At 64.4% G+C, this 21,504-nt stretch carries 24 protein-coding genes and 1 riboswitch; of the genes, 13 read left to right on the top strand and 11 right to left on the bottom strand.

All coding sequences use genetic code 11. The features are described 5' to 3' along the window. The first annotated feature begins 1 nt into the window (after window position 1). The 4 genes from cobT (at window position 2) to NKI63_RS09420 (ending at window position 3,967) form a co-directional block, all read left to right on the top strand. A complete protein-coding gene (cobT, locus tag NKI63_RS09405) occupies window positions 2-1,900 on the top strand; it encodes a cobaltochelatase subunit CobT (protein ID WP_352505070.1) in 1,899 nt (632 codons plus the stop codon). Beyond that, window positions 1,897-2,922: an esterase-like activity of phytase family protein gene (locus NKI63_RS09410; protein WP_352687356.1), complete on the top strand. Its 1,026-nt coding sequence runs from the start codon at window positions 1,897-1,899 to the stop codon at window positions 2,920-2,922. Before cobT ends, NKI63_RS09410 begins: the two co-directional genes overlap by 4 nt. Window positions 2,923-3,024: 102 nt before the next feature. Continuing rightward, the gene (locus NKI63_RS09415) at window positions 3,025-3,504 is read left to right on the top strand and encodes an ArsR/SmtB family transcription factor (protein WP_502900466.1); all 480 of its coding nucleotides are present in this window, start codon (window positions 3,025-3,027) and stop codon (window positions 3,502-3,504) included. Beyond that, window positions 3,482-3,967, top strand: coding sequence for an SRPBCC family protein (locus NKI63_RS09420; RefSeq protein WP_352687358.1), 486 nt, complete (start codon window positions 3,482-3,484; stop codon window positions 3,965-3,967). The genes NKI63_RS09415 and NKI63_RS09420 overlap by 23 nt, the downstream gene beginning before the upstream one ends. A gap of 56 nt (window positions 3,968-4,023) precedes the next feature. Here NKI63_RS09420 and NKI63_RS09425 read toward each other — a convergent pair whose 3' ends face one another. The 3 genes from NKI63_RS09425 to rpmB all read right to left on the bottom strand — a co-directional run bounded on the left by NKI63_RS09425 (window position 4,024) and on the right by rpmB (window position 5,813). After that, entirely contained in the window at window positions 4,024-4,698 is a 675-nt protein-coding gene (locus NKI63_RS09425) for a polyamine aminopropyltransferase (protein WP_352821185.1), read from the bottom strand. A 55-nt stretch (window positions 4,699-4,753) separates the two neighbouring features. After that, a complete protein-coding gene (locus NKI63_RS09430) occupies window positions 4,754-5,434 on the bottom strand; it encodes a queuosine precursor transporter (RefSeq protein WP_254816630.1) in 681 nt (226 codons plus the stop codon). A gap of 82 nt (window positions 5,435-5,516) precedes the next feature. Continuing rightward, a complete protein-coding gene (gene rpmB, locus NKI63_RS09435) occupies window positions 5,517-5,813 on the bottom strand; it encodes a 50S ribosomal protein L28 (protein WP_006328411.1) in 297 nt (98 codons plus the stop codon). A 600-nt stretch (window positions 5,814-6,413) separates the two neighbouring features. Between rpmB and NKI63_RS09440 the strand changes: the two genes are divergently transcribed. Genes NKI63_RS09440 through NKI63_RS09450 form a run of 3 tightly spaced genes read left to right on the top strand, consistent with a single transcriptional unit; the run spans window position 6,414 to window position 8,801 of the window. Then, a complete protein-coding gene (locus NKI63_RS09440; protein WP_352821188.1) occupies window positions 6,414-7,205 on the top strand; it encodes a DUF3108 domain-containing protein in 792 nt (263 codons plus the stop codon). 40 nt (window positions 7,206-7,245) lie between these two features. Further along, complete coding sequence (gene yddG, locus NKI63_RS09445) at window positions 7,246-8,133, top strand: aromatic amino acid exporter YddG (protein WP_254816632.1); 888 nt, start codon at window positions 7,246-7,248, stop codon at window positions 8,131-8,133. After that, window positions 8,133-8,801: a lysoplasmalogenase family protein gene (locus tag NKI63_RS09450; protein WP_352737943.1), complete on the top strand. Its 669-nt coding sequence runs from the start codon at window positions 8,133-8,135 to the stop codon at window positions 8,799-8,801. Before yddG ends, NKI63_RS09450 begins: the two co-directional genes overlap by 1 nt. Before the next feature lie 4 nt (window positions 8,802-8,805). On the opposite strand, the gene NKI63_RS09455 is transcribed toward NKI63_RS09450, so the two are convergent. Together NKI63_RS09455 and gloB are read right to left on the bottom strand one after the other, a co-directional pair. After that, window positions 8,806-9,234 carry a cupin domain-containing protein gene (locus NKI63_RS09455; RefSeq protein ID WP_352687368.1) on the bottom strand — a complete coding sequence of 143 codons (429 nt, stop codon included), beginning with the start codon at window positions 9,232-9,234 and terminating at the stop codon, window positions 8,806-8,808. Between the two features lie 21 nt (window positions 9,235-9,255). Beyond that, the gene (gene gloB, locus NKI63_RS09460) at window positions 9,256-10,023 is read right to left on the bottom strand and encodes a hydroxyacylglutathione hydrolase (RefSeq protein WP_352821193.1); all 768 of its coding nucleotides are present in this window, start codon (window positions 10,021-10,023) and stop codon (window positions 9,256-9,258) included. 98 nt (window positions 10,024-10,121) lie between these two features. On the opposite strand from gloB, the gene NKI63_RS09465 reads away from it, so the two are divergent. The 3 genes from NKI63_RS09465 to NKI63_RS09475 all read left to right on the top strand — a co-directional run bounded on the left by NKI63_RS09465 (window position 10,122) and on the right by NKI63_RS09475 (window position 13,754). Then, window positions 10,122-10,904 (top strand): class I SAM-dependent methyltransferase, encoded by a 783-nt coding sequence (locus NKI63_RS09465; protein WP_352687372.1) that lies wholly within the window; start codon window positions 10,122-10,124, stop codon window positions 10,902-10,904. Window positions 10,905-11,039: 135 nt separating this feature from the next. Next, complete coding sequence (locus NKI63_RS09470; RefSeq protein ID WP_352687374.1) at window positions 11,040-12,872, top strand: ABC transporter ATP-binding protein/permease; 1,833 nt, start codon at window positions 11,040-11,042, stop codon at window positions 12,870-12,872. Between the two features lie 75 nt (window positions 12,873-12,947). Then, a complete protein-coding gene (locus NKI63_RS09475; RefSeq protein ID WP_352687375.1) occupies window positions 12,948-13,754 on the top strand; it encodes a DUF1194 domain-containing protein in 807 nt (268 codons plus the stop codon). Between the two features lie 18 nt (window positions 13,755-13,772). On the opposite strand, the gene NKI63_RS09480 is transcribed toward NKI63_RS09475, so the two are convergent. The 3 genes from NKI63_RS09480 to NKI63_RS09490 all read right to left on the bottom strand — a co-directional run bounded on the left by NKI63_RS09480 (window position 13,773) and on the right by NKI63_RS09490 (window position 15,584). Beyond that, the gene (locus NKI63_RS09480) at window positions 13,773-14,798 is read right to left on the bottom strand and encodes an RNA polymerase subunit sigma-70 (RefSeq protein ID WP_352821198.1); all 1,026 of its coding nucleotides are present in this window, start codon (window positions 14,796-14,798) and stop codon (window positions 13,773-13,775) included. 71 nt (window positions 14,799-14,869) lie between these two features. After that, a complete protein-coding gene (locus tag NKI63_RS09485) occupies window positions 14,870-15,130 on the bottom strand; it encodes a hypothetical protein (protein WP_352821200.1) in 261 nt (86 codons plus the stop codon). Beyond that, the gene (locus tag NKI63_RS09490) at window positions 15,105-15,584 is read right to left on the bottom strand and encodes an SDR family NAD(P)-dependent oxidoreductase (RefSeq protein ID WP_352821203.1); all 480 of its coding nucleotides are present in this window, start codon (window positions 15,582-15,584) and stop codon (window positions 15,105-15,107) included. Before NKI63_RS09490 ends, NKI63_RS09485 begins: the two co-directional genes overlap by 26 nt. Window positions 15,585-15,856: 272 nt before the next feature. Between NKI63_RS09490 and NKI63_RS09495 the strand changes: the two genes are divergently transcribed. After that, window positions 15,857-16,177, top strand: a complete 321-nt coding sequence (locus NKI63_RS09495) for a DUF1330 domain-containing protein (RefSeq protein WP_352687381.1) — start codon at window positions 15,857-15,859, stop codon at window positions 16,175-16,177. Window positions 16,178-16,202: 25 nt separating this feature from the next. Here the strand turns inward: NKI63_RS09495 and metW are convergent, their stop codons facing one another. Then, a complete protein-coding gene (metW, locus tag NKI63_RS09500; protein WP_352687412.1) occupies window positions 16,203-16,817 on the bottom strand; it encodes a methionine biosynthesis protein MetW in 615 nt (204 codons plus the stop codon). A 58-nt stretch (window positions 16,818-16,875) separates the two neighbouring features. Beyond that, window positions 16,876-18,045, bottom strand: a complete 1,170-nt coding sequence (gene metX / locus NKI63_RS09505; RefSeq protein WP_292661143.1) for a homoserine O-acetyltransferase MetX — start codon at window positions 18,043-18,045, stop codon at window positions 16,876-16,878. 94 nt (window positions 18,046-18,139) lie between these two features. After that, window positions 18,140-18,217, bottom strand: a riboswitch (SAM riboswitch). Between the two features lie 138 nt (window positions 18,218-18,355). Between metX and hisC the strand changes: the two genes are divergently transcribed. Then, window positions 18,356-19,465 carry a histidinol-phosphate transaminase gene (gene hisC, locus NKI63_RS09510; protein WP_352687383.1) on the top strand — a complete coding sequence of 370 codons (1,110 nt, stop codon included), beginning with the start codon at window positions 18,356-18,358 and terminating at the stop codon, window positions 19,463-19,465. Window positions 19,466-19,471: 6 nt separating this feature from the next. Then, window positions 19,472-20,407 carry a prephenate/arogenate dehydrogenase family protein gene (locus NKI63_RS09515; RefSeq protein ID WP_352687385.1) on the top strand — a complete coding sequence of 312 codons (936 nt, stop codon included), beginning with the start codon at window positions 19,472-19,474 and terminating at the stop codon, window positions 20,405-20,407. Between the two features lie 31 nt (window positions 20,408-20,438). On the opposite strand, the gene NKI63_RS09520 is transcribed toward NKI63_RS09515, so the two are convergent. Next, the gene (locus tag NKI63_RS09520) at window positions 20,439-21,440 is read right to left on the bottom strand and encodes a DUF2125 domain-containing protein (protein ID WP_352687387.1); all 1,002 of its coding nucleotides are present in this window, start codon (window positions 21,438-21,440) and stop codon (window positions 20,439-20,441) included. Window positions 21,441-21,504: the final 64 nt, after the last annotated feature.

Here is a 21,504-nt window from a genome sequence, read left to right on the forward strand (position 1 = left end):
GATGGCGGGTCCGGGCGACAACACACGAAACAAATCCAAGACCGGCGCTGAGGCCGACAGCTTCAAGCGCGCGGTTACCGTCTGCATGCGCGCCATCGCCGGCGACAAGGATCTCGAGGTCGGTTTCGCCAAGGACCGGCCGGCGCTGGCCGGCAGTCGCGCCCGGCTGCCCGAACTGCCGAAGAAGGCATCGAAGGCGGATATCGCCATTACCCGCGGGCTCGGCGATTCCATGGCGCTGAAGCGCGCCTGCCATGATACGCGCATCCACACCAGGCTGGCGCCGGAAGGCAAACAGGCCCGCGCCATCTACGACGCGGTCGAGCAGGCCCGGGTCGAGGCGATCGGCAGCCGCGCCATGCAGGGCGTTGCCGACAATATCGGCTCGATGCTCGAGGACAAATACGCCAGGGCCAACCTCGCCGACGTCAAGGACAAGGCCGACGCGCCGATCGAGGAGGCGCTGGCGCTGATGGTGCGCGAAAAGCTGACCGGCCGCACTGTGCCGAAGAGCGGCGAACGGCTGGTCGATCTCTGGCGCCCCTGGGTCGAGGAAAAAGCCAGTGCCGATCTGGACGGGCTGTCGGCAAAGCTCGACGACCAGCAGGCGTTCGCCCGCGTCGTGCGCGAGATGCTCGCCTCCATGGAAATGGCGGAGGAGCTCGGCGACGACCAGGAGACGGAAGACTCCGAGGACAACGACGAAAACCAGCCGCAAGGCGAGGAGCAGAGCGAGGAGGGCGGCGAAGACGATTCGGGCTCCGAGCAGTCGCAGTCCGAGGATACCGAGGCATCGTCGGACGACGAGCAATCGGCCGAGACGGAAGCCTCCGACGCCACCGCCGAGGATCTCTCCGACGATGACGACGCCGATGCGGAGACGCCCGGCGAGGCGCGCCGCAACGACAATCCCTTCACCAATCTGCCGAAAGAGATCGACTACAAGGTCTTCACCACGGCCTTCGACGAGACCGTTGGTGCGGAGGAACTGTGCGAGGAGGAGGAGCTCGACCGACTGCGCGCCTTCCTCGACAAGCAGCTCGCCAACCTTTCCGGCGTCGTCGGGCGGCTGGCCAACCGGCTGCAGCGCCGCCTGATGGCGCAGCAGAACCGCTCCTGGGATTTCGACCTCGAAGAAGGCTATCTCGATCCGGCACGGCTGGTGCGCGTCGTCATCGACCCGATGCAGCCTCTGTCCTTCAAGCAGGAGCGCGATACCAAATTCCGCGACACGGTGGTGTCGCTGGTGCTCGACAATTCGGGTTCGATGCGCGGCCGGCCGATCACGGTCGCCGCGACCTGCGCCGACATCCTGGCGCGCACGCTGGAACGCTGCGGCGTCTCGGTCGAAATCCTCGGCTTCACCACCCGCGCCTGGAAGGGCGGGCAGGCGCGCGAGAAATGGCTGAAGGAAGGCAAACCGCCGAACCCCGGCCGGCTCAACGATCTGCGCCACATCATCTACAAATCCGCCGACCACCCGTGGCGGCGGGCGCGCCGCAATCTCGGGCTGATGATGCGCGAGGGCCTGCTCAAGGAAAACATCGACGGCGAGGCGCTGCTGTGGGCGCACAACCGGCTGATCGCGCGGCCGGAGCAGCGCAAGATCCTGATGATGATCTCGGACGGGGCGCCGGTCGACGATTCGACGCTGTCGGTCAATCCGGGCAATTATCTCGAGCGGCATCTGCGCGCCATCATCGAGCTCATCGAGACGCGCTCGCCTGTCGAGCTTTTGGCCATCGGCATCGGCCACGACGTCACCCGCTACTATCGCCGCGCCGTCACCATCGTCGATGCCGAAGAACTGGCCGGCGCCATGACCGAGCAGCTGGCCTCGCTGTTCGCCGAGGAAACCGTGCGGGACACGCGGCGCGGCGGCATGCGGCGCGCCGGATGATTTTTTCCCGCGGCGGCTTTTGGCAGAAGCTTTTGGCCGCCAGTGCGTTGTTAGGCATCAGTTTGGCGCCGGCTATCGCTGCCGGCCTGGCCTCGGTCGAGCCGGCCGAAATCTCGGCACGGCCGATCAGCGAATTCCATATCGGCCGGCCGGACAAACAGTTCGGGCCGCTCGAATTCGTCGGCGGGCTCGAAATGACCTCGTCGACGCGCGATTTCGGCGCGCTCTCGGCGCTTCGGTTCCTCAAGCCCGGCAGCGATTTCATCGGCGTTGCCGACACCGGCTTCTGGTTCTTCGGCACCCTCGTCCACGATGCCGAGAAGCGGCCTTCCGGCATCCAGAATTTTCGCATGCAGCAGATGGTCGATGCGGCCGGCCAGTCGATCGACGAGAAATGGGCGGTCGATGCCGAAGGCCTCGCGGTCAAGGACGGTATTGCCACGGTCGGTTTCGAGGGCGATCACCGTATCGCAGAGTTCAAGATCGATCCGGACGGCATGAAGGTGCCGTTCAGGCAATTGGACTTCCTGATCCCAGCCTGGGAACTTCGCCGCAATCGCGGCTTTGAGACCGTCACCCGCGCCAGTCCCAACGGGCAGCACGCGGGCGGACTGGTCGTGGTGTCGGAAAAGAGCCTCGACAAGGCCGGCAACATCTTTGCCGCGATCATCGAAGGGCCGCACAAGGGCGTCTTCACCGTCAAGCGCAATGGCGATTTCGACATCACCGACGGCGCCTTCCTGCCGGACGGCGACCTGTTGCTTCTGGAGCGCAGTTTTTCGATGGCCGGCGGCGTCAAGATGCGGCTGCGGCGCATCTATGGCGAAGGCGTCGAGAAGGGCGCCGTCGCCGACGGGCCGGTGCTGCTCGAAGCCGACATGGGCTACCAGATCGACAACATGGAAGCGCTCGACGTCTGGACCCGCGACGATGGCGCGCTGATCGTGTCGCTGATGTCCGATGACAACCACTCGATCCTGCAGCGCAATCTTTACCTGGAATTTGTGCTGCACGAGGATTGACGCGCGACCGGCCTGCTGGCTGACAGCATCGCTGGCGTTTCCGCGCCGTTTTGCAGCGCAGGCAATTTCCCTTGCAATTTCCCCTGGCGATTTTCTCTGGCAATGACCCGCGTCGCGGGTTTTCCAGCCGGCTCTCACCATTTGCAAAAATACTTTAGTCGTGACTTGACAGTTGGTGTCATCGGCGAAATACTCAAGTCCATGCTTAAGTATTCCGAGATCGACAGCATCCTGCGGGCTCTTGCCGAGCCGACGCGCCGGGCAATCCTGGAAAGGCTGAGCCGCGGGCCGGCCACCGTCAGCCAGTTGGCGGAGCCGTTCGGCATGACCTTCGCCGCCGTGCTCCAGCACCTCCAGGCGCTGGAAGCGTGCGGGCTGATCCGCAGCGAGAAGGTCGGACGCGTGCGCACCTGCCGGATCGAGCCCGGCGGGCTAGCCCCGCTCGCCGACTGGATCGCCGCGCGCCCGCCGAACGCCAGCTCGACCGTCTCGGCCAGATCCTGGCGGAGACTGACCAACCGAAAGCAACACTCCACGAGCAGGAAAAGGACGACAAGAAATGAACCAGATTGCCCCGGTTAACGACGAGCACTCCGTCATCCATTCGACCTTCACGATCGAGCGGACCTATCCGCAATCGCCCGAGAGCGTCTTCTTCGCCTTTGCCGACAAGGCGACGGTGCGGCGCTGGCGCGTCGAAGGCGACGGGTTCACCATCGCCGAATTCACCTTCGATTTCCGTGTCGGCGGTGGCGAGGTTTCGCGGTTCAGCTACCAGGGCGGCCCGGAGATCAGGCTCGATGCGCAGTTCCAGGACATCGTCCCTGACCGGCGCATCGTATTTTCATACCGGATGGCGGTCGGGGCGCAGCCGCTGTCGGCGTCGCTCACCACGGTCGAGCTTGCACCTTCCGGCGAGGGCACCCGCCTGACCTATACCGAACAGGGTGCGTTCTTCGATGGCGTCGATTCAGCGCAAGGGCGCGAGGAGGGCACACGCGGGCTGCTGCAGGCGCTCGCCGCCGAGCTTCAGAAGGCGAAGTAGAGGTTCGTCGGCGTGGCGGGCGGTGACCACAAGGCCCGCCCGGATTGCGAGGTGGCCTATTGCCCCTTGGTCGCGAGCCAGACGATGTGCCGGGCGCCGCGCTTGCCGTGAGCCCGCACCTTGACCTCCTCGACCGTGAAGCCGCCCTGCTTGAGCCTTCGGGTGAAACCTGCGTCAGGGCCCTGCGACCAGACCGCCAGCACACCGCCGGGCTTGAGAGCTGCTCTCGCGCTGATCAGGCCGGCTGCGCTGTAGAGCGCATCGTTGGCCTTGTAGACGATGCCCTCGGGGCCATTGTCGACATCGAGCAGGATCGCGTCCCAGGTCGATGCTTCCGAACGGATGAGCTGACCGACATCGGCCTCGCGAATGCTGACGCGCCGGTCATCAAGGCAGCCGTCGAAAACCTCGGCCATCGGGCCGCGCGCCCAAATCACGACTGCCGGCACCAGTTCGGCAACGGCGACCTGCGCACCGTCGCCGAGCTCGGCCAGCGCCGCGCGCAAGGTAAAGCCCATGCCGAGGCCGCCGATCAGGATGTTTGGGGTCCGGCGGCCGGCAATCCTTTGGCAGGACAGTTTCGCAAGCGCCTCTTCGGAATCGCTGAGCCGGCTGTTCATCAGCTCGTTCGGGCCAAGCATGATCGAGAATTCGCCGCCGCGCCGCTTCAGGCGGAGTTCCTGTCCGCCGTCAGGCGTTTTTGCCGAGTCCAGTTGAAGCCAGGGGATCATGCTCGATAGTCTTTGAGCATGATCTTGTCCGAAAACCGGTTCCCACTTTTCGGGATCATGCTGCCAGTGCCGGCTGGCTCCAGCGGGCGGCAAGCAGCCGGTAGGGGATCAGCGCCACCACCGCTATGACCAGCTTGACGCTGAGATCGCCGAGCGCCCAGGATACCCAGCGCATCGTCTCGACCGGCAACACACCCATCAGCGGCGCGGTTTCCAACGCAAAGCCGTCGTTCGGTCCGGCGAAGGCGAAAGCCGCCGCAAAGGCGACGGTGAAAAACACCACCGTGTCGAAGACAGAGCCGACCAGCGTGCCGACAATCGGCGCGCGCCACCAACTCTGCCGGCGCAACCGGTTGAACACGGTGACGTCGAGCAACTGCGCGGTGAGGAAGGCGGCGCCCGAGGCCGCGGCAATGCGCACCAGCCGGTCGGCGGCGGTCTCGAATTCGATCAGGCCGTGGCGAAACAGCAGCGGCGGGATGACGATCGAGCAGATCACCGCTGTCATGAAGCCGATAAAGACGATCCTGCGCGCCACCGCCGGCCCATAACGGCGATTGGCGAGATCGGTGACCAGGAATGAGAACGGATAGGTGAAGGCGCCCCAGGTCAGGATGTCGGCCAACGACAATCCGCCGATAGCACCCTGCATCGGGAACTGCACGAGGATGTTCGAGGCCACGACGACGAGCGCCATGGCCGCCACGAAGGGCAGGTACCGCGAGAGGAAGATCATTTTTTTATCCTGGGTAATGGAACCAGCGGAACGCGATCCGGAACCCGGGTCACGCCCTGGAAGGCGGCTGCCGCCGAAAAACTCAGGCGGCCGGCTGTTCGGCGAGCTTCTTGGCGATCTGCTTCTTCAACAGGCGGGCGCGCTGCGACAATTCCTTGGCATCGGCCTTGGCCAGGAAGGCATCGAGACCGCCGCGATGCTCGACCGAACGCAGCGCGTTGGCCGAAATGCGCAGGCGCACATTCTGGTTCAGCGCTTCCGAGATCAGCGTCACATTGACGAGATTGGGCAGGAAGCGACGCTTGGTCTTGTTGTTGGCGTGGCTCACATTGTTGCCGGACATGACTGCCTTGGCAGTGAGTTCGCAAGTGCGGGACATGATACTAACCTTCGGTTCTCGGTCCTGGCCAAACATTCGACCCGCGCCGGGTGGCGCGCGGTTTCGGTCAGGCGGCCTCATGGAAAAAGTTGGCGTTCCATAGTTGCATTTCGCCGAGGCGTCAAGCTTGGGGGTTGCTTCGGGGATGGGGAATCGCACTTTCGGAGTAGGTGTCGTCAGTGAAGCTGCTGATCGCCCTCTTCTGGAGGAGATATTGCTGTCCCGCAGTTCTCTCAAGACCTGGGTTCCTCGCCCACCGCATGATGGTTGCGCTCTCCCCACTTTCGTGGGGCGAGGAGCCCAAGCCGGAGTGAAGCCGCAACCCTTTCCCTCATCCGGGCCGAGGCAGATCCGCAAATTCGTCGATGGCCGCATTTTGTTCTTGCTTTGTGCCGGCAGCTATGCTACTAATTTAGGTATGGTGCTGATTCGCACCGACGACCCGCCCGCCGAGGCGGGTTTTTTTCTGGCCCTGGACCCTCCCCAGCGTTCCCTGCCGACGCCGCCTTTCACATTAAGGCCGGAATTCAGCCTATAAGCGGTCGCACAGGGACATGCCAGACCGGAGCCGCCCGTCCGGTCGACAACCAAGGACCCGCCATGCCTCGTTCTTTCCTCCATGCCCTGGTCGTGCTGATGGCCGTCGCGCTGTCGACGACGGTTTCGGCCGCTGAGCCGCAATCCTTCACGGGCGAGTATTCGGTATCGTTCCTCGGCCTTTCCGTGGCCAAAGCGAAATTCTCCAGCCATTACGAGGGCGACACCTATTCGATCGAGGGCAGCGTCTCCGCTGCCGGCCTCGCCACTTTGTTCGACGATACGCGAGGTACGATCTCGTCGAAGGGCAAGGTTTCGGGCAAGCGGTTGCAGCCGCAAGCGTTCCACGCCGACTACACCTCCGGCAAGAAGGCATCGATGATCGACATCCGGTTTGCCAACGGCGTCGTCACCTCGACCAAGGTCGTGCCTGAGCCGAAGAAGCGCAATCCCAACAACTGGATACCGCTGGCCGGCAGCGATCTCGTATCGGTCCTCGACCCCATGGCCGCGACCGTCATCCATGCCGACAGCCTCGACCAGGTCTGCGGGCGCACGGTGAAGCTCTATGACGGCGAAATGCGGGCCGATCTCAAATTGACCTACGAGTCCAAAGGGTCGATTTCGGTGGCCGGCTACAAGGGCGATACGGTCACTTGCAGGCTGGGCTTCGAGCCGGTGGCCGGTTACCGCAAGAACCGCAAAGCGCTGAACTACCTGAAGAAACGCAGCCGCATCATGGTGACGTTTGCACCAGTCGGCCAAAGCGGCGTATATGCGCCGATCCGCGCCACGGTCAGCACGCAAATCGGTCCGTTGACGATCAGCGCGGAGCGGTTCGAAGCAAACGAATAGGCGTGATGGTGCGCCGCCAACGGGGCACGGGGCGACGGGTATGGCGCGCGCAACACTGATCGGCTTCTCCGCGGTCGCCATGTGGGCGCTGCTGGCGCTGCTTACGGATGCTTCGGGCGCCGTGCCGCCGTTCCTGCTTTCGGCAATCACCTTTACGATCGGCACTTGCGTCGGGCTGGTTGCCCGGCTGTTGATGCCGGCAGCCGATGGCGCCGCGAAGATACCGCGCCAGGTCTGGGTGATCGGCATTGCCGGCCTGTTCGGCTACCACTTCTTCTACTTCACCGCGCTGCGCAATGCGCCGGCCGTCGAGGCCAGCCTGATCGCCTATCTGTGGCCGCTGCTGATCGTGCTGGGGTCGGCGCTGATGCCGGGCGAGCGGCTGGCCTGGAATCACGTCGCCGGCGCGCTGCTCGGCCTTGCCGGCACGGTCCTGATCGTCACCAAAGGTGGCGGGCTTGCCTTCGACGCGCGTTATGCCTTCGGCTACGCCATGGCCGGCGTCTGTGCGGTGCTGTGGTCGTCCTATTCGCTGTTGTCGCGGCGCTTCCCGTCGGTGCCGACCAGCATCGTTACCTGGTTCTGCGCCGCCACCGCGGTCCTTTCGCTGGTCTGCCACCTATTGCTTGAACAGACGGTGCTGCCCGCCGGCGCCGGCCAGTGGCTGGCCGTGCTCGGCCTCGGTCTGATGCCGGTGGGGGCGGCGTTCTATGCCTGGGACATCGGCGTCAAGCGCGGCAACATCCAGGTGCTGGGGGCGGCGAGCTATGCCGCGCCGCTGCTGTCCACCCTGGTGCTGATCGCCGCCGGCTTCGCCCAGCCGTCATGGCGCATCCTCGCCGCCTGCGTGCTGATCACCGGCGGCGCGGCACTCGCGGCGAAATCGCTGTTCCTGCGCAAGAGGGCTACGAGCGAGGCAAACGCTTGATGCCGTTTCCCGGCGGCATCGATGCCAATGCCAATGCGACGCTGGTGTTTTCGCTGGCGGCGGCGGTGATTTACGCGTTCAGCCTCGGCATGCCGCCGCGCCTTTCGCGGTCGGCGGCAAGGACGTTGGCGGTGGCGATGCTTGCGGTGCTGGTCGTGCAGCAGGGCGGTCCATGGCTGCTCGTCGCCGCACTCGGCGTCAGCGCCGTCGGCGACGCCCTCCTGTCGCGCGACGGCGAGAAGGCATTTCTTGGCGGCGCAACCAGTTTTCTTGCCGCGCACGTGCTTTACGTCGTGCTGTTCCTGCGTGCCGGCGGCGGCCTCGGGCTGCTTTTGGCCGAGCCGTGGCGAGCAGCGATCGTGCTGGCGATGGCCGTGTTGGTGTTGGCGATGGTTTTCGCGCTCCGGCGCCGCGTCGGCCCCGCCTTGCGTTTGCCGATTGGCGTGCATGCCGCGGCACTGCTTGCCATGGGCATTGCGGCGCTCACCCTGAACAGCGTCGGGGTCATTGGCGGCATCGTCCTGCTCATCCTGTCCGACGGGCTGCATGCCGCGGAAAAGTTCCTGCTGCCCGCCATCTCGCCGCACCGCATTTGGGTGCGCCATGCGGCATGGGCGCTGTATTACGTCGGCCAGCTGGCGATCACGCTGGGTTTCCTGCTGGGCTAGGTGCCTATGGGGTTCCCGGCAGCCAGCCTGGTTCGGCAAGTTCGAAGGCGGCGAAATCGAAACCCGGCGCCACAGTGCAGCCGACCAAGGTCCATTCGCCGAGGCTGCGTGCCGACTGCCACCAGCCTGCCGGCACGACGATCTGCGGCCGCTCGCCTGCAGCGAGCCCGGTACCGAGGATCTCCTCGATGCCGGGACCGCCTTCTCGATGTATCGACAGCGCCAGCGGCGCACCGTCATAGAAATGCCAGACCTCGGCCGCGTCCTTGACCCGGTGCCAGGCCGACAATTGGTCCTTCTCGAGGAGGAAATAGATCGCCGTCGAATGGCCGCGCGTGCCTGCCGCGCCGTCGCGAAAGGTCTCGGCATACCAGCCGCCTTCCGGATGCGGCTTCAGGCCGAGCAGAGCGATGATTTCGGCGGAACTGGTCATGACCCTAGCTCCTGGCGCCGCTCAGAAATTGTCCTTGCGCTTGCGGATCTCGGCGAACACTTCGGCGTCGGAGGCCTTCTCCAGGCCGAGATGTCTGCGGATCGCCGGATCGTGCCAGCGCAGGAACGGATTGGTCGACAGTTCCTCGCCGATCGTCGTCGGCAGCGTCGGCTTGCCGTCGGCGCGCAACGCATCGACTTTCGCGGCGCGCTCTTTCAGCGCCGAATTGGTCGGGTCGACGGTCAGCGCGAAACGGGCGTTGGCCAGCGTATATTCATGGCCGCAATAGACGACCGTGTCGGCCGGCAGCGCCGCGAGCTTCTTCAGGGATTCGTACATCACCGGCGGCTTGCATTCGAGCAGCCGCCCGCAGCCGAGCGCAAACAGCGTGTCGGCGGCGAATGCCACTTTCGACGCCGGCAGATGATAGGTGACATGGCCCGCAGTGTGGCCGGGCGTGGCGATGACCTCGATCCGCTCGTCGCCGAGGCGGACAACCGAGCCCTGTTCGACGGTTTCGTCGATGCCGGGAATCTTTGCCTTTTCGGCTTCCGGACCGACAATGCGCAGCTTGAAACGCTCCTTCAGCGCCAGATTGGCCTCGACATGGTCGAGATGGTGGTGGGTGGTCAGGATCATCGTCGGGGTCCAGCCGGTGCGCTTGATCGCCGCCAGGATGGGCGCCTCCTCGGGCGCATCGATGAGCGCCGTCTGGCCGCTTTTCGGGTCGTGCACCAGCACGCCGAAATTGTCGCTGCGGCACATGAATTGTTCGATCTCGACCGGCATCGCATCTCTCCCTTTATTGCCGCAGACATAGGGCGCCTGCCAGCCGATGTCATCTGCCTTTGTTGAACTTGGACTGCTTCGAAGCTACCGTTCCGCGCATGCATTCAGACATTGTCGATCTCCGTTCTTTTTATTCGACCACGCTCGGCCGCCTGGCCGAACGCTCGATCACCATGGCGCTGTCCTCGATATGGGCCGTAGTGCCCAACGAGCGGCTGGTCGGTCTCGGCTATACCTTGCCGTGGCTGGAACGCTTCGGCAGCGATGCCGAGCGTGTCTTTGCCTTCATGCCGGCAACACAGGGCGCGGTGGTCTGGCCGGCGACGGGGCCGACGGCGACCGCGCTGGTGTTCGACGAGGAACTGCCGCTGGTCGATTCCTGCATCGACCGCATGCTGCTCGTCCATTCGCTCGAACATGTCGAGAACCCGCGCGAGACGCTGAACGAGATCTGGCGGGTGCTGTCGCCGGCCGGCCGTGTCGTCATCGTTGTGCCCAACCGGCGCGGCGTCTGGGCGCGCTTCGAGCATACGCCTTTCGGCAATGGCCGGCCGTTCTCGCGCGGCCAGCTCACTGAATTGCTGCGCGAAGCGAATTTCACGCCGGCGGCATGGTCCGATGCGCTGTTCTTCCCGCCGTCGCCGCGACGTTTCATGATGCAGTTTCACAATGTGCTGGAACGCGCCGGCCGGCGCTTCTGGCCGATCTTTTCGGGCGTTATCGTCGTCGAGGCGCAGAAGCGGCTTTATCAAGGCGTGCCGGTTGCCCAGCGCGCGTCCCGCCGCGTCTTCGTGCCGGTTCTCTCGCCGCATGGCGCGCCGACGCTTGGCCGGACTGTCGCGGGCCAAACGTCCGGCGCCGCCAAGATGACGCGTTCGTGATCCGACGCAGGCTTTTTCTCACCTATCTGTCGCGGACGGGTTCGCTGCCCGATTGAAGGCATACGCAATCGGTTCTATGACCGGCGATTTCTATGACCGGGCTTCAGCACCGCTTCCGAATGCAAGGATTCACTCATGGCTGATCATCCGGATGTCGAGGCCAGCGCCCAGAAGCTTGCCGCGTCGATCGAAGCCAGCAGCCTGCGTGAGCAGCTGGCAACAATCAAGATAGCGCTGACCACCTCGCCAGTGCGAAAACAATTGTTTTGGGCCGCAATCGGCATCGTCGCCGTCATTGTCGCAACCTCCGTCGGGCAGGTTCTGCTCAACCGCTGGAACCAACCGTTCTTCGACGCGCTGGCGCGGCGCGACATGCAGGCCTTCCTGCATCAGCTTCTGGTCTTTGCGGCAATAGCCGGCGGGCTGCTTCTGTTTAACGTGGGCCAGACCTGGCTCGACCAGATGATCCGCCTGAAGCTGCGCGAGGCGCTGACGCTCGATCTGATCGGCGAGTGGATGCGGCCGGCGCGCGCCTTCCGGCTGGCCCATGCCGGCGCCATCGGCGTCAATCCCGACCAGCGCCTGCAGCAGGATGTCGCGCATCTCTCGGATCTTTCCACCGGCCTCGGCATCGGCCTGCTGCAGTCCTGCATCCTGCTTGCCTCATTCGTCGGCGTCTTGTGGTCGCTGTCTTCCGGCTTCGTCTTCCACATAGGCAGCCATTCGCTGGCCATACCCGGTTACATGGTCTGGGCGGCGATCCTTTATGCCGGCACCGCCTCCTGGTTGAGCTGGTTGGTCGGGCGGCCGCTGATCCGCTTCAACAACGATCGCTATACGCGTGAAGCGGAGCTGCGCTCCTCGGTGGTTCGCGTCAACGAGAATGTCGATGCCATCGCGCTGGCGCATGGCGAGGCCGATGCCAGACGCCGGCTCGAATTCGATCTCGGCATGGTGCTGGGCGCCATGCGGCGCATCTACAGCGCCCAGATCAATCTTTCCTGGGTTACCGACACCTACGGCTGGATCACAGTCGTTGCGCCGATCCTGGTCGCCTCACCGGTCTATTTCGCCGGCGATATCAGCTTTGGCGGCTTGATGATGGCAGTCGGCGCTTTCAACCAGGTTCATTCCTCGCTGCGCTGGTTCATCAACAATATCGGCGGCATCGCCGATTGGCGCGCCACGCTGATGCGGGTCGCCGACTTCCGCATCGCGCTTGGCGACACCGACGCGCTGCACGATACGGAAAGGCGCATTTCGTTCGGCGAAAACCCGGACGGCAGCCTGACCTTCGAGAAACTCGAGATCGCCTCGCCCGAGGGATGCACCAAGCTTGCCGAGCCGCATGTCGAAATCCGCGCCGGCGACCGGGTCATGATCACCGGAGATCCGGGCGCCGGCAAGACGCTGTTCTTCCGGGCCATTGCCGGTCTGTGGCCGTGGGGCAGCGGACGGATCGGCATGCCGGCCGGAGAAGCGCCGATCTTTGTTCCGCGCACCCCCTATTTCCCGCTCGGCAGGCTGCGCGAGGTGCTCAACCATGCAGACGGCGCGGCGGAGGCGGCCGATGCCGAGATCTCGGAGGTGCTGGCCGATGTCGGGCTGCAGCGCCTGTCGTCCTCGCTCGATCGGTCGGCGCGCTGGGAGCGTGAGCTCAGCGACGACGAGCAGCGTCTGCTGGCCTTTGCCAGGCTCGCCTTGCGACGGCCGAAATGGGTGATTATCGACGAGGCGCTGGACGCGTTCGACGGCCCGACGCTGAGGCAAGTGCTGTCGATGCTGGAGAAGCGCATTCCCGACGCCGCGATCCTCAATATCGGCCGCGGCCAGCACAATGGCCGCTTCTTCCGGCGGGCGTTGACCATCGTCAAGGATGCCGGCCAACCGGCCCTCAAGCCGGCCCGTATCAGGGCAGGGGCCATCGAACCGCCCCCGGCCATCGCCTCGGCTGGCCGAAAGAAATAGAAACCAAGCTTTATTTCGCCGCGATCGCGGCGAAAAACTGTCGCGATCGTTCAGATGGGAACGTTCCGATCGGCCATGCTTGACGCTTTCGCCCTGCTCGCCTGCCTTGCCTGCGCCCCGGCGGCACCCGTGGCCGCGCCGGCCAATGCACTTGCCGTCGATGTCGAGCTGGTGCTGGCCGTCGACATCTCGCAGTCGATGGATGAAAGGGAGTTTGCCCTGCAGCGCGCCGGCTATGTCGCGGCGCTGCGCCATCCCGACTTCATCAACGCCGTGCGTGCCGGCACCTCCGGCCGCATCGCCATCGCCTATTTCGAATGGGCCGGCACCATCCGCGACGATGCGGTCATTGCCTGGCAGGTCGTCGACAGCAAGGAGAGCGCCAACGCTTTCGCCGACAAGATCGCGGCCCGCCCGTTCAGAAGCTTTCGCGGCACCTCGATTTCCGGCGCAGTGGCTTTCGGCGTCGAGCTTTTCAACGGCACGGCCTTCACCGGCAAACGTCGCGTCATCGACGTCTCGGGCGACGGCCCAAACAACACCGGCTTGCCGGTCACGACGGCACGCGATGCGGCGCTGGCGAAGGGCATCGTCATCAACGGGCTGCCGATCCTGATCAGCCCGTCACCCACCTTCAGCCATCTCGACCGGTATTATGCCGAATGCGTCACCGGCGGGCCTGGCTCGTTCGTGCTACCGATCTATGCTGCTTCCGAATTCGCCACCGCCACTCGCCGCAAACTGATCCTCGAGGTCAGCGGCATCGAGTATCCCAAGGTGGATCCGAGGACGATCCGCATCGACACACCGATCGACTGCCTGCAAGGCGAGCGCGACCGGCGGTTTTTCTCGGACCCATATTTCCCGGAACTCGACCGATAAGGCTAGCCCAGGGGCAGGTTAGGCTGGTGGCAGGCCGAAGGCCGGGAACAGAGATGGCCCGAGCGGTCCTATGAAGATCGTCAAGGAAGCGATCCCGCCCTCGGCTGCGTCGAACACGTGCAGGGAATGGGCCCGCCATTCAGGGCCATCGTGGCTGCGGGAATAAACCCCGACCGCCGGCTGGGCATTGGCCCGGGTGGCCAGCGTGCGGAAGCCGCCAAACCTCGGCCAGACGGTCTCGAAGAAACCGCGGATCGCTTCGCGGCCTTGATACCATTCGCGCCAAGGCGGCATTGTATAGATGGCGTCCTCACGCAGCAGCTCGATCAAGCTGTCGAGATTGGCGGCCTGCCAGGCCTGCATGTAGCGTTCGAGCAGCAGGCCTTCTTCGGGGCTGGGTCGTGATCGGCTGGCCGGCCGTCCCTGAGGATAGCGCGCCGCCAGCGTTGCACGGGCCCGCTGCAACGCACTGTTGATCGAAGCCGTCGATCCACCCAGCAAACGCGCCGTCTCAACAGCCGACCATCCCAGGACGTCGGCAAGCAGCAGCGCGGCGCGCTGCCTGGGCGGCAGATCCTGGATCGCGGCGACGAAGGCGAGCTGGACGGCCTCGCGGCTCTCGTAACGAGCTTCCGGACCTGGCTCGCTGCCGGCAATGTCTGGAAGCTCGGCGTCGGGGTAGGGCTCCAGCCAGGCGATGTCGGCTACGGGCCCGCCTACGGCCGCCCCGTGCGAGGGCGGCCGTCCGAGTTCCCGGAGAATGCGACGCGCCCTCGACCTCGCATTGATGGCGTTGAGGCAAGCGTTGGTCGCGATCATGTAGAGCCAACCGCGAACCGAACCCCGCCCGTCGAACTCCGACCTGGCGCGCCAGGCGCGAAGCAACGTGTCCTGGACGAGGTCGTTGGCCTCGTGCAGCGAACCCATCATGCGATAGCAATGCAGCTTGAGCTCGCGGCGATGGACGGCCGTGACCTTCTCGAAGGCCAGCCGATCGAGGATCGGCTGGCCTGCTGGTTCCAGAGGTGGTTGAGCGTCTGTCATGCGGGCTGTGCGGTTACGAGTGAGCGTTGCATTACGCGCGCCTCAAGCGGCCGGTGCAAGCCCGCTCCCGCTCACCATGAAGGAACTGCCTTGCGGCTGGCCGGTGGCGAGCGCGACCACCGCCCGTCCGACGTCGGCCGGGGTTGCATGTCGGTCATGGCGGCGATGAAGTCCGCCGGCTGGATGCCCATATAGGCAGCGACGCTGTCGACGCCGGCCTTGCCCACGCCGGTTTCCGGCATGATGCGCATCGGCGCGAGCGCCATGAAGCGAAGGCCGAGGCCGAGCCGGTCGGCTTCCTTCTGGCTATGACCGGCCAGGAACATCTGCATGCGTTTTGCGCCGGCATAGCCGCCGGTATTGGGTGGCCCGCCGGTCAAGGCCGCGCCACTGGAGATCAGAACGATACGGGTTCCCGGCTTGAGCGGACGCCGCAGAGCGGCCCGGCAAAACAGGAACGATGCCTTGACGTCCGTGTCCCAATTTGCGGAGAACGCCTTCCAGTTCTGTTCGTGCAGCGGCGCGGAAGGGGCCAGCGCCTGCGCAGATTACCAGCACGTCCGGTTCCAGCGCGGCGAAGACCTTATCGGGGGCGGAGTCCACCGTCGCATCGACCACGAGCGTCTTCACGCCCGAGACCTCCCAGGCAAATTGCGCCAGGGCCTGTTTTCCGCGGGCCACGGCCAGCACCGTCGCTCTCTCCTTGAGGGCGGCCTCCGCGATGGAGCGGCCGACCCCGCGGCTGCCTCCGACGACTACAACATTCTGACCTTGCAACGATCCCATGGATCACCTCTCTGCTCCCGGCCGCCGGACCATCCAGGCGCGCTCATCGATAAGGACAGCGCAGGCGTGCGGAAATCATCGGCGCCAGGCGGAAATATTTTTCAGGTGACAGCAGGGCTCGCGCACGGCCCTGTTCGGAGCAGCAACGGCAGAGGCGCGTCGGTTTTGTATTCAGTGTCATTACCTCGGGGGTAATCGACCAGCGTGCAAGGTCTCGGCAAACTGCTCCCATCAAGCCGGTTGTCCGGCTTCGACCACCAGGGAGTACAGCCATGACCGCCTACGCCGTCGCGCATATGCGCCAGGTCACGCCGGGGCCGCAGATCGTCGAGTACCTGCACAAGATCGATGCCACGCTGGAGCCGTTTGGCGGGCGCTTCATCGTGCATGGCAGCGAGGTGGAAGTCGTTGAAAACACCTGGCCGGGCCACCTCGTCATGATCGAATTTCCAGACATGCAGCAGGTGCGTGCATGGTACCGCTCGCCCGCCTATCAGGAGATCTTGCCGCTGCGCACCGAGAATTCTCAGTCCGACGTGGTCCTGGTCGATGGCGTCCAGCACCCGCACAAGGCCACCGACGTTCTCGAATAAGGGGACGATCCGCGACGATTGGCTCTTATCGTTTCAGCAGAAACACCGCCTGCTGGCCGAAAAAATTCCAGAACCACCACGGCATCGAGAAGCCGATCCGCTGGCCATTGGCGTCGAGCGCGGTCGCCTTTTCCACCGTCGCGCCAAGCTCGTCGCACAGATTGACGAAATCGCGAATGGTGCAGAAATGGATGTTGGGGGTGTCATACCAGGAATAGGGCAGGTCCTTGGTAACCGGCATGCGGCCGTTGAACAGTAGCGAAAAGCGCACCCGCCAGTGACCAAAATTTGGGAATGAGACGATAGCGCGGTTGCCGATCCTGAGCAGTTCGTCGAGCACCAATTTCGGATTGCGGGTCGCCTGCAAGGTCTGCGACAAAACGACGAAGTCGAAGCCCTTATCGGGATAGAATTGGAGATCCTTATCGGCATCGCCCTGGATGACCGACAGGCCGCGCGCCACGCATTCGTTGACGCCGCGCTGCGACAGTTCCAGCCCGCGACCGTCGACCTTCTTGGTCGCCTGCAGCAATTCGAGCAGCAGGCCGTCGCCGGAACCGACGTCTAGCACCCGCGACTGCGGCGGGATGAGATCGGCGATGACCTCGAGGTCGACGCGCTGGGCGCGGTTGACGCTCATGGGCTCGTCACTTGCCTGGCGCATGGTCCTGATCCGAACAATCCGGAACTTTTCGGGGTCATGCGCCGAGCCCTCTCGCCCGCGCCGCCGAGGCGATGAAGCCTTTGATGGCGGCGAACAGTTCCGGTTCGTCGAGCAGGAAGGCGTCGTGGCCGCGGTCGGTCTCGATCTCGACGAACGAGACCGAGGCGCCGGCCGCGTTCAGCGCGTGCACGACCGAGCGGCTTTCCTCGGTCGGGAACAGCCAATCGCTGGTGAACGAAACCAGGCAGAAGCGCGTCTTGGTGCCGGCGAAGGCATCGGCCAACCGGCCGCCATGGTCGGCGGCGAGATCGAAATAGTCCATCGCCCGGGTCATGTAGAGATAGGAGTTGGCATCGAAGCGATCGACGAAGGTCATGCCCTGATGGCGCAGGTAGCTCTCGATCTGGAAGTCGGCATCGAAGCCGAAGGTCAGGGCTTCGCGATCCTGAAGGTTGCGGCCGAACTTGCGGTGCAGCGCTGCTTCCGACAGATAGGTGATGTGAGCGGCCATGCGCGCCACCGCCAGCCCCTTTTCCGGCCGCTTGCCGTGCTCGAAGTATTTGCCGCCATGCCAGTCCGGGTCGGCCATCACTGCCTGCCTGCCGACCTCGTGGAAAGCGATGTTCTGCGAAGAATGGCGGGCGCCGGTGGCGATCGGCAGCGCCGAGAAGACGCGCTCGGGATAGCTCGAGGCCCATTGCAGCACCTGCATGCCGCCCATCGAGCCGCCCAGCACGCTGAACAGCTGTTCGATACCGAAATGCTCGACCAGCATCAGCTGCGCGCGCACCATGTCGCGGATGGTGATGATCGGCAGGTCGAGCCCGTAGGGCTTGGCGGTGGCGGGATTGGTCGAGGCGGGGCCGGTGGAGCCGAGACAGCCGCCGATGACGTTGGACGAGATGACGAAGAAACGATCGGTGTCGATGATCTTGCCGGGGCCGATCAGCACTTCCCACCAGCCTGGCTTGCCGGTCACCGGATTGGTGTTGGCGACATGCTGGTCGCCGGTCAGCGCATGGCAGACGAGGATGGCGTTGGAGCGCGCGTCGTTGAGCGTGCCATAGGTCTGGTAGGCAATCTGGAAGGGCGACAGCAGCGTGCCGGCGTCGAGCTTGAGCGGCTTGTCGGCGCCGAAACGCAACACCGGGCTCGACGGCTGGTCGGCCTCGTTGTTGGTTTTTCGCGCGCGCAAAGCGACCATCATATCTCCTTGCCCGCCTTCAGTTGTCCACCGCCAGTCTGGGCAACAACCAGCCAGGGCAACAAAAAACCGGCCATGCCTTCGCAAAGCCGGTTACAAGATGCAAACGGCCCTTTAGCAAGTTGTTTAACGTGGCTGCAAGCCGACCGGCCAAATCACCACGGAACTTTCGCTGCTCTTCTAGGACCGACGCATGGCTTCGTCAACGGCAAGTTCTTGATCCCGAATTGCCGCCCCTCGACATTCCGGGCCACGGCTTGTATTTCCGCTGCGGCTTCCGGATGGAGGCACTCTCGACGGATTTCATGGAATGAGCCAGATACCGGATCAGACACGTCCAAGGCCCCGCGCCGGCATCATGGACATCGAAGCCTATGTACCCGGCAAGAGCGCGGCGCCTGAAGGTGTCGCCAAGGTCCACAAATTGTCGTCGAATGAGAACCCGCTCGGCCCTTCGCCAAAGGCGATAGAGGCCGCGCGCGCGGTCGCCGACAAGCTCGCGGTCTATCCCGACGGCAGCGCCAGGCGTCTGAGGGAAGCGATCGCCGAGGTGCACGGGCTCAACCCGGCGAACATCGTCTGCTCCAACGGCTCCGACGAGATTCTGGGCCTGCTGGCGCAGACCTACCTCGCGCCCGGCGACGAAGCCATCATCACCGAACACGGCTTCATGGTCTACAAGATCTACATACAATCGGCCGGTGCCGTCCCGGTTACGGTCAAGGAGACCGATGAACGCGCCGATGTCGATGCAATCCTTGCCGCGGTGACGCCGCGTACCAGGATCATCTTCCTTGCCAATCCCAACAATCCAACCGGCACCTACGTGCCGTTCCAGGAGGTGCGCCGCCTGCATGCCGGCCTGCCGCGAAACGTGCTTCTGGTGCTGGATGCAGCTTACGCCGAATATGTCCGGCGCAACGATTATGAAGCCGGCGTCGAGTTGGTGGGTAGCGCAGAAAACGTGGTCATGACCCGCACTTTCTCCAAGTTGGGCCTGGGCGGCGCGCGGATCGGCTGGATGTATGCGCCAATGCATATCATCGACGCGATCAACCGCGTGCGCGGGCCTTTCAACGTCAATGCGACGGCTATCGAGGCCGGTATCGCGGCGATCCGCGACCGCGTCCATATCGAGCGCAGCGTGGCGCATAACGAGACCTGGCTGGCATGGCTGACCGAGCAACTAAGCGGGCTTGGGCTGCGGGTGACACCGAGCGTCGGCAATTTCATCCTTATCCACTTTCCCGAGGACAAAAAGCATTCGGCGGCGGCCGCCGACGACTACCTCAGTGCGCGCGGCTACATATTGCGGCGCGTTTCCGGCTACGGTTTTCCGAACGCGCTGCGCATGAGCATCGGCACCGAAGAGGCCAACCGCGGCGTTGTCGCCGCACTCGCGACATTCCTGAAAAGCTAGAACACCATGACCTCACCGATGTTCGAAAAGATCGCGCTGGTCGGCATCGGCCTGATCGGCTCGTCGCTGGCCCGCGTCATCCGCCGTGAGGGGCTCGCCGGCCAAGTCGCGATTTCGACGCGCAGCGAAGCGACGCTGGCGCGGGCGAGCCTACTCGCCCTCGGCGACACCTACACGACGGATGCGAAAGAGGCGGTTCGCGATGCCGATCTGGTCGTCGTTTCGGTGCCGGTCGGCTCTTCGGGTACCGTCGCCGCGGAAATCGCGCCGACGCTGAAGAAGGGCGCCATCCTTACCGATGTCGGCTCGACCAAGGCATCGGTGATCGCGCAGATGCAGCCGCATGTGCCTGATGGCGTGCACTTCATTCCCGGCCATCCTTTGGCCGGCACCGAAAAGTCGGGACCAGATGCCGGTTTTGCCGAACTGTTCGAGAACCGCTGGTGCATCTTCACGCCGCTGCCCGGCACCGATCCCGCGGCACTGGAAAGGCTCTCGGAATTCTGGCGCCGCTGCGGCTCCAACATCGACACGATGGACCCGCAGCATCACGACATGACGCTGGCCATCGTTTCGCACCTGCCGCACATCATCGCCTATAACATCGTCGGTACCGCCGACGATCTGGAGTCGGTGACCAAGTCCGAGGTCATCAAATACTCGGCTTCCGGCTTTCGCGACTTCACCCGTCTCGCGGCGTCCGACCCGACCATGTGGCGTGACGTCTGCCTGCACAACAAGGACGCCATCCTCGAAATGCTGGCGCGATTCTCGGAAGATCTGTCCTCGCTGCAGCGGGCGATCCGCTGGGGCGACGGCGAAAAGCTGTTCGACCTGTTCACCCGCACCCGCGCCGTCCGCCGCTCGATCATCGAGGCCGGCCAGGACATCGACGTACCGGATTTCGGTCGCCAGGCAGTCGAACACCCGCCGAAGGGATAAGCCGCGGCAGGCCGATCGCAGTCCCGACCGCCTAGTCAAGCGGCTTGATCTTGCCGAGCGGGATGAAGCCGAGCGAGGCCTTGCCCCTGACGATCTTCAGCGGCATCGACGGCTGGTTGCCGAGCAGCGCCAGTCCGGCAAAGCCGGTTTGGATCTCTTTCTTCTGCTCGGGGATGGCGGTGGCAAGGATCGCCGCCACGGCCTTTGGATCATTGAGCTTGATCGTCAGATCGGCATTTATGAGACCGCCGTCATCGACCGACAGCGGTCCGGAAACGGTGATGCGCGCAGTTCCGGACGACAGATCGAGCTCGTGGATTTCGGCCGCGAGGCCGCGCAGGCTCTTCGGGTTTGCCATGATCAGCATCACGCCGTTCTTCAGCGTCACATCGCCGCTGCCATCGAGCGGCGGCAAGACGCGCCCGTCGATGGCCGCCGCGTCGATTTCGAGATCGGTGAAATTGCCGGCATAGTCGATGTCCGGGCCGTTTGGGCGCAATTGCCCGCTGGCAGTTCCGGCGCTGAACAGCGAGACGGGATCGGTATCGTCTGCGGGATCGGTCTGGCCGGACAGGCCTTCTGCCTGCAGCGAGAGGCGTCTCGGCAGCGGCCAGGACAGCTTCATGTCGGCCCGCAGATCATCCCAGTCGATCCAGAGCGGGGTCATGCCGGGAACGGAGGTCCTGAGTGGCCCCCTAAGCTCGGCGGCAGGCGACAGAAGCCGCGTGATCTGGGTGGCGGCGTTGATCTTGCCTGTCGAGGCCGCGACGTTGCGGCTGTCGTCCTCGTAAGCCAGACTGTCGCAGGAAAGGGTGAAGCTGAAGGGATAGCCGCTGACCGCGAGATTGGCACAGTCGGCCTTGACGCCCTTGTCATCGAGATCGGCGACCGCCTTGTCGGCGGCGCTCTCGACCAGATCCGCCAGGTAGAACCAGCCCGCGCTGTAGATGCCGAACAGCACGAGAATGAAAGCGGCAAGCCACAACAGGCGGCGACGCTGGCTGGGCGGCGGGCGCTCGTCACTTGACGTCATGCTGCGGCTTTCGTTAACGCGGGTGGCACGGGCGGGCTGTCGCTTGCGGCAACAACAGGTAGAC

Source organism: Mesorhizobium sp. M0410, from assembly GCF_040321435.1.
Classification (GTDB): domain Bacteria; phylum Pseudomonadota; class Alphaproteobacteria; order Rhizobiales; family Rhizobiaceae; genus Mesorhizobium.

Coding starts and splice junctions, on each gene's coding strand:
- cobT (WP_352505070.1), top strand. CDS start 2: ATGGCGGGTCCGGGCGACAACACACGAAACAAATCCAAGACCGGCGCT.
- NKI63_RS09410 (WP_352687356.1), top strand. CDS start 1,897: ATGATTTTTTCCCGCGGCGGCTTTTGGCAGAAGCTTTTGGCCGCCAGT.
- NKI63_RS09415 (WP_502900466.1), top strand. CDS start 3,025: ATGACCCGCGTCGCGGGTTTTCCAGCCGGCTCTCACCATTTGCAAAAA.
- NKI63_RS09420 (WP_352687358.1), top strand. CDS start 3,482: ATGAACCAGATTGCCCCGGTTAACGACGAGCACTCCGTCATCCATTCG.
- NKI63_RS09425 (WP_352821185.1), bottom strand. CDS start 4,698: ATGATCCCCTGGCTTCAACTGGACTCGGCAAAAACGCCTGACGGCGGA.
- NKI63_RS09430 (WP_254816630.1), bottom strand. CDS start 5,434: ATGATCTTCCTCTCGCGGTACCTGCCCTTCGTGGCGGCCATGGCGCTC.
- rpmB (WP_006328411.1), bottom strand. CDS start 5,813: ATGTCCCGCACTTGCGAACTCACTGCCAAGGCAGTCATGTCCGGCAAC.
- NKI63_RS09440 (WP_352821188.1), top strand. CDS start 6,414: ATGCCTCGTTCTTTCCTCCATGCCCTGGTCGTGCTGATGGCCGTCGCG.
- yddG (WP_254816632.1), top strand. CDS start 7,246: ATGGCGCGCGCAACACTGATCGGCTTCTCCGCGGTCGCCATGTGGGCG.
- NKI63_RS09450 (WP_352737943.1), top strand. CDS start 8,133: ATGCCGTTTCCCGGCGGCATCGATGCCAATGCCAATGCGACGCTGGTG.
- NKI63_RS09455 (WP_352687368.1), bottom strand. CDS start 9,234: ATGACCAGTTCCGCCGAAATCATCGCTCTGCTCGGCCTGAAGCCGCAT.
- gloB (WP_352821193.1), bottom strand. CDS start 10,023: ATGCCGGTCGAGATCGAACAATTCATGTGCCGCAGCGACAATTTCGGC.
- NKI63_RS09465 (WP_352687372.1), top strand. CDS start 10,122: ATGCATTCAGACATTGTCGATCTCCGTTCTTTTTATTCGACCACGCTC.
- NKI63_RS09470 (WP_352687374.1), top strand. CDS start 11,040: ATGGCTGATCATCCGGATGTCGAGGCCAGCGCCCAGAAGCTTGCCGCG.
- NKI63_RS09475 (WP_352687375.1), top strand. CDS start 12,948: ATGCTTGACGCTTTCGCCCTGCTCGCCTGCCTTGCCTGCGCCCCGGCG.
- NKI63_RS09480 (WP_352821198.1), bottom strand. CDS start 14,798: ATGACAGACGCTCAACCACCTCTGGAACCAGCAGGCCAGCCGATCCTC.
- NKI63_RS09485 (WP_352821200.1), bottom strand. CDS start 15,130: ATGCAGATGTTCCTGGCCGGTCATAGCCAGAAGGAAGCCGACCGGCTC.
- NKI63_RS09490 (WP_352821203.1), bottom strand. CDS start 15,584: ATGGGATCGTTGCAAGGTCAGAATGTTGTAGTCGTCGGAGGCAGCCGC.
- NKI63_RS09495 (WP_352687381.1), top strand. CDS start 15,857: ATGACCGCCTACGCCGTCGCGCATATGCGCCAGGTCACGCCGGGGCCG.
- metW (WP_352687412.1), bottom strand. CDS start 16,817: ATGAGCGTCAACCGCGCCCAGCGCGTCGACCTCGAGGTCATCGCCGAT.
- metX (WP_292661143.1), bottom strand. CDS start 18,045: ATGGTCGCTTTGCGCGCGCGAAAAACCAACAACGAGGCCGACCAGCCG.
- hisC (WP_352687383.1), top strand. CDS start 18,356: ATGAGCCAGATACCGGATCAGACACGTCCAAGGCCCCGCGCCGGCATC.
- NKI63_RS09515 (WP_352687385.1), top strand. CDS start 19,472: ATGACCTCACCGATGTTCGAAAAGATCGCGCTGGTCGGCATCGGCCTG.
- NKI63_RS09520 (WP_352687387.1), bottom strand. CDS start 21,440: ATGACGTCAAGTGACGAGCGCCCGCCGCCCAGCCAGCGTCGCCGCCTG.